The sequence below is a fragment of the Microbacterium sp. 18062 genome, assembly GCF_902706225.1.
Classification (GTDB): domain Bacteria; phylum Actinomycetota; class Actinomycetes; order Actinomycetales; family Microbacteriaceae; genus Microbacterium.
In genome coordinates this window covers 1-4,444 of record NZ_CACSKB010000096.1, presented here as the reverse complement: position 1 = coordinate 4,444, position 4,444 = coordinate 1, and the positions used below count along the sequence as shown (strand labels likewise).

Annotated in this window: 3 protein-coding genes and 1 pseudogene; all 4 read left to right on the top strand. The window is 74.1% G+C overall.

Annotation, left to right across the window (positions count from 1 at the left end; translation table 11 throughout):
• A pseudogene (locus GVL03_RS18695) lies at window positions 1-464 on the top strand (heme ABC transporter ATP-binding protein); the annotation flags it as partial.
• Window positions 461-2,275, top strand: coding sequence for an adenine deaminase C-terminal domain-containing protein (locus GVL03_RS18690; RefSeq protein ID WP_159502519.1), 1,815 nt, complete (start codon window positions 461-463; stop codon window positions 2,273-2,275). The pseudogene GVL03_RS18695 and the gene GVL03_RS18690, both read left to right, overlap by 4 nt.
• On the top strand, window positions 2,272-3,498 hold the full coding sequence (locus tag GVL03_RS18685) for an ABC transporter permease (RefSeq protein ID WP_159502518.1): 1,227 nt from the start codon (window positions 2,272-2,274) through the stop codon (window positions 3,496-3,498). Before GVL03_RS18690 ends, GVL03_RS18685 begins: the two co-directional genes overlap by 4 nt.
• Complete coding sequence (locus GVL03_RS18680) at window positions 3,495-4,409, top strand: ABC transporter permease (RefSeq protein ID WP_159502517.1); 915 nt, start codon at window positions 3,495-3,497, stop codon at window positions 4,407-4,409. Before GVL03_RS18685 ends, GVL03_RS18680 begins: the two co-directional genes overlap by 4 nt.
• Window positions 4,410-4,444: the final 35 nt, after the last annotated feature.

Here is a 4,444-nt window from a genome sequence, read left to right as displayed (position 1 = left end):
ACACGCTCCCGCTGTACGACGCCGCCCGCCCCGAGCGCGCGGCCGCGCGCGACGCCGCATCCGACCGGCTCCGCGCGTTCGACGTGCGCCCGGCGGTCCCCTCGCTCGCGGCCGGCGGCCTCTCCGGCGGCAACCAGCAGAAGCTCCTCGTCGCCCGCGAGCTCGGCCGCGCGTGGCCGGGCGCCGACGGCGCACCCCGCGCCGTGATCGCCTACGGGCCCACCCAGGGACTGGACCTCCGCGCGGCGCAGGCGATCCGCGACCGTCTCGTCGCCGCCGCCGAGGCCGGGGCGGCGGTGCTCGTCGCCTCGCACGACCTGGAGGAGATCCGCGGTCTCGCCGACCGCGTCGTGGTCCTCTTCTCCGGATGGATCGTCGCCGACCTGCCCGCCGCCGAGGCCACCACGGCGCGCGTCGGCGCGGCGATGGCCGGACTCCGCACGACCGCCGAGGAGGCGCCATGACCGAGCTCACCGACCTGCTGCCCACGACCGCCGAGCTGGTGCGGCTGCGCGCCGTCGCCTCCGGCCAGGCCGCGCCCGACGCGATCGTGCGCGGCGGGCTCGTGCAGTCGCCCGGCACCGAGGAATGGCTCGAGCGCGACGTGCTCATCGCCGGCCGCCACATCGCGACCCTGACCCCGTGGGGCCACGTCGCGACGGCCGGGACCGAGATCGACGCGCGCGGCGCCCATGTGGTGCCGGGCTTCATCGACGCCCACCTGCACATCGAGTACACCAACCTCACGCCGGGCGAGCTGGCCCGGCTCTCGGTCGCCCGCGGCACGACCACCGTGCTCACCGACCCGAACGGATCGGCCAACGTCTGGGGCGCGGACGGGATGGACTTCCTCCTTCGCACGCGAACCCCGCTGCACGTGTTCCAGCAGGTGTCGCCGACGACGCCCGCCTCGTTCGAGCTGGAACGCGGGGGCGCGGTGATCCCCGAGGAGACGGTGCGCGCCCGGCTGCACGACGACGTGACGATCACCCTCGGCGAGAGCAACCCGTTCGACTACGGCGAGGCCTCGACCGGCCGGTTCCGCGAGGCGCTCGTGGCCGGCCGCCGGCTCACCGGGCACACCGCGGCGCAGACCCACGAGTCCCTGTGGGGGTACCTGGCCGCCGGCATCAGCGACGACCACAACGCCGCGACCGTCGACGAGGTGCTCGAGCGCACCCGCCTCGGCGCCATGATCACGGTCATGGGCTCCTCGCTCACCGACAACACGGTGCCGTTGTTCGCCGACCTCGAGGCGATCGCCCCGGCCCTACGCCACCTCGCCTTCTGCGCCGACGACAAGCACGCGCACGACCTGCGCACCGAGGGGCACATCGACCACCACGTCCGCCAGGCGATCCGCTTCGGTGTCGACCCGCAGCTCGCCTACCGGATGGCGACGACCCAGCCCGCCCACTACTACCGGCTCGACCAGGTGCTCGGCGTGCTCGCGCCGTCGCGCCTCGCGGACCTGCAGATCATCCCCGACCTCGCCGACGTTCGGCCGCGGGTCGTGATCGTCGCGGGCGAGGTCGTCGCGCGCGACGGCGTCTCGCTGTTCGAGAACACCGACGAGCTGCCCGACTGGGTGCAGGACACGGTGCACCTGCCGGCCGAGCTGCCCGCGGATCTGCTCACCGTGCCGGCGCCGGAGGGCGCCGAGCGCGTGCAGGTACGGGCGATGGAGATGTACAACGGCTACTTCAAGCGGGCGTTCGCCGCCACGCTGCCCGTACACGACGGCGAGGTGATCTCCGACCCGGCCCAGGACGTCCTCAAGATCGCCGTGATCGACCGTCACCACGGCGAGGCGCGGTCGGGCATCGGCTTCGTCAAGGGCTACGGGCTCCGCCGCGGCGCGATCGCCATCACGATGAACTGCCCCAACATGAACATCTCGGTCGTCGGCGCCGACGACGCCTCGATGCGGCTCGCCGTCGAGGAGCTCGGCCGCATGGGCGGCGGCTTCGTGACGGTCGCGGACGGCGAGGTCGTCGGCCGCGTGCCCCTCCCGATCGGCGGGATGATGAGTGCGGCGCCGTTCGAGCAGACCGCCGAGGCGCTCGCGGCGGGCCACGCGGCCACGCACGCCCTCGGATGCCCCATCCCCTCGCCGTACATCATCCTGTCGTTCGTGGGGCTCTACGCCGTGCCCGACCTCGGTCTCACCGAGCTCGGGCTCATCGACACGGCGACGCAGCGGTTCGTCGACGTGCTGCTGCCGGGACCCGTCGACGCGTGCGGGCTCTCCCACGACCACGGTGATCGCGCGTGATCGGATCGCCGAGACTGCGCTCGCTCGCCCTCACCGGCACCGTCGTGGTGACGGTGCTGCTGGTCGCGACCGCCCTGATCCTGTTCGCCGGCGCCGACCCGCTGACCGGGCTCCGCGGCCTCGTCGAGGGCGTGTCGAGCTCTCCCTACCGCGTGGGGGAGCTCCTCGTGGGGGCGGTCCCCGTCGCGATCGTCGCGCTCACCCTCATCCCGGCCCTCCGCGCGGGCGTCTTCTCGGTCGGGGCCGAGGGCCAGGTCACGATCGGCGCGATCGCCGCCACGGCCGCGATCCTCGGCGTCCGCACCCTCACCGGCGACACCGCCCCCGCCCTCGTCTACGGGCTGGTGGGTCTCGTCGCCGGCGCCGCCGGGGGCGCGGGCTTCGCGCTTCTGCCCGCCTGGCTCGCCTCTCGCTGGCGGGTCGATGTGATCCTCTCGACGCTGCTGCTCAACTACGTGGCCACCGGGTTCCTCGGCTGGACGCTGCGCACCTGGCTCGCAAGCCCCGACGCCACCGCCACCCCGCAGAGCGAGCGCCTCCCCGACGCAGCCGCGCTCCCCGCGCTCATCCCCGGCACCCGTGCGCACACGGGCATCCTGCTCGTGATCGTGGCGGTCGTGCTGTTCGAGTGGTGGCGGCGCACATCGCAGGCCACCCGGGTCGCGGTCTTCGCCGAGCGACCCGCCCTGGCCCTGCGGCTGGGCGCCACCCGCGCACGCACGCTCTACGGCACGATGCTCGTCTCGGGCGCGGGGGCGGGCGTCGTCGGATGGATGCAGGTCGCCGGCACGGGCGAGCGGCTCCTCGGCTCGGTCTCGGGCGGCGTCGGCTTCTCCGGACTCGCCGTGGCCCTCCTCGGCGGCCTCCTGCCGGTCGGCATCGCCGCCGCCGCCGTCTTCTTCTCCGCGCTCACCGTGGGCGCCGTGGGCATGCAGTCGGCCACCGGCACCATCCCGTCGTCCATCGCCGACGTCATCAAGGGGGTCCTCCTGCTCGGCGTCGCCGTGATCGCCGCGTCCCGCCCCGGCCTCGTGGCCCCCGCGCATCCCGCGCCCGCCCCGGCACCGGACGACGGCGCCTTCTCGCCCGGCGAGATCGCGGATGCGGCCGCCGCATCCGGGGAGCCCGTCCTCGACGGGGAGCCGGGGGCGGTCGCCTCCGCGGAGGCGGAACCGATCGGCGCCGCGGCATCTGCCTCCGCAGACGAGGAGTCCGCACGATGACCGTCGAGCTGTGGGCGTCGATCCTCGCCGGTGCGCTCGCCCTGGCCGCGCCCCTCGTGATCGCCGGCATCGGCGAGGGCTTCGTCGAGCGCGCGGGCCGGCTCAACCTCGGCATCGAGGGCATGATGATCCTCGGCGCGTTCACCGGCGTGTTCGCGGGCAGCTTCCTGGGCGCGTACGCGGGTCTGCTCGCGGCGGCTGCCACCGGTCTCCTGCTCGCGCTGCTGATGAACGTGCTCGTCTACACCCTGAAGGCGAACGAGATCGTCGTCGGCCTCGCGATCACGATGCTCGGCCTCGGCCTGTCGACCTACCTGTACCAGCTGTGGGTCCCGGCAGGCACGACGAACGTCAGCGTGCCCACGATCGCCCGGCTCGACCTCGGCCCGCTCACCGACATCCCCCTGATCGGACCGATGCTGTTCGGCCAGAGCCCGCTCGTCTACGGCGCCGTCGTGCTGATCGTCGGGGCCTGGGCCGTGATGCGCTTCACGCGTTTCGGCCTGCAGGTGCGAGCGGTCGGCGCGGACGCCCCCTCCTCCGCCCTGCGCGGTGTGCGCCCGCGCGCGGTCGGCGCCCGGGCGCTGCTCATCGGCGGCGCGCTCGCGGGCCTGGCGGGCGCGGTGATCTCGCTCGGCGCGATCGGATCGTTCACCCCGAACATGACCGCGGGGCGCGGATACATCGTGCTCGCGATCGTCATCATGGGTCGGATGACGCCCGTCGGCATCGCGCTCGGCGCCGTGCTGTTCGGGTTCCTGCAGAGCTTCTCGCTCCTGTCGCAGTCCACCAGCATCCAGCTCCCCAGCGAGGTGTACCAGACCCTGCCCTACGTCGTGACCCTCATCGTGCTCGTGCTGACCTCGCGCGCGGCGCTGCGCCGCACGACGAGCCGGCTGCGTCCGGGGTGACCCGGGCCCGCGCCCCGGCCCGCCCTGCCTCGTTC